General features: G+C 33.2%; 1 protein-coding gene. It reads left to right on the forward strand.

Features of this window, described 5'->3' with window-relative positions; genetic code table 11:
• On the forward strand, nt 1-468 hold a 468-nt coding region (locus C406_RS19545; RefSeq protein ID WP_017380765.1), incomplete at its 5' end, for a transposase family protein.
• Nucleotides 469-623 lie beyond the last annotated feature (155 nt).

Raw genomic sequence — 623 nt, forward strand, 5'->3', positions numbered from 1 at the left:
TATAGGAAACATAAGTTCAAATACATTCCTAACATTACTTTTGAAGAAAACTTCATAAAAGAAGGGACTTTTAAAGGAAAAGTATGTACATATGTCCTTGGGAAATTGACAGACAACCCTACACATTGCCAAAGGTGTGGTCTCAGAGACATTGACTATACGGTTTATAAAAATGGGACTCAAGCATCTCGAATTACCTTACCAATTACGGATGTAAATCCAACTTATTTACTTTTGAAAAAGCAACGTTTCATATGTAAAGCGTGTAATTATAGTTTCACTGAAACACCTATCGTTCAAAAGAATATGTATATTTCACAAAATGTAAAGGCACAAGTCATACTAAAGTCTGCTGAAGCACAATCCTTAACGTCTAAGGTAAGAGATTGTTCCATCTCCCCTAAAACTGTTCAACGCTTGAATAACCAAGCTGCAAAGCAATTTAAACCGTATTATTTTACCCTTTAAATTAAAACCAGCTGATAAACAAAGCGAACAAAAACAATTACGCTCAAAAGGAGCATAATTCTACTTTTAAGCATTTTACTGAATCAGGAAATTTATATATTCTTATCCAATTTTAACGGGTAATTTTAGTTACTTGGAGTGCAAGATGGCGACTC

Source organism: Paenisporosarcina sp. TG-14 (assembly GCF_000297555.1).
In the GTDB taxonomy this organism is placed as follows: Bacteria; Bacillota; Bacilli; order Bacillales_A; family Planococcaceae; genus Paenisporosarcina; species Paenisporosarcina antarctica.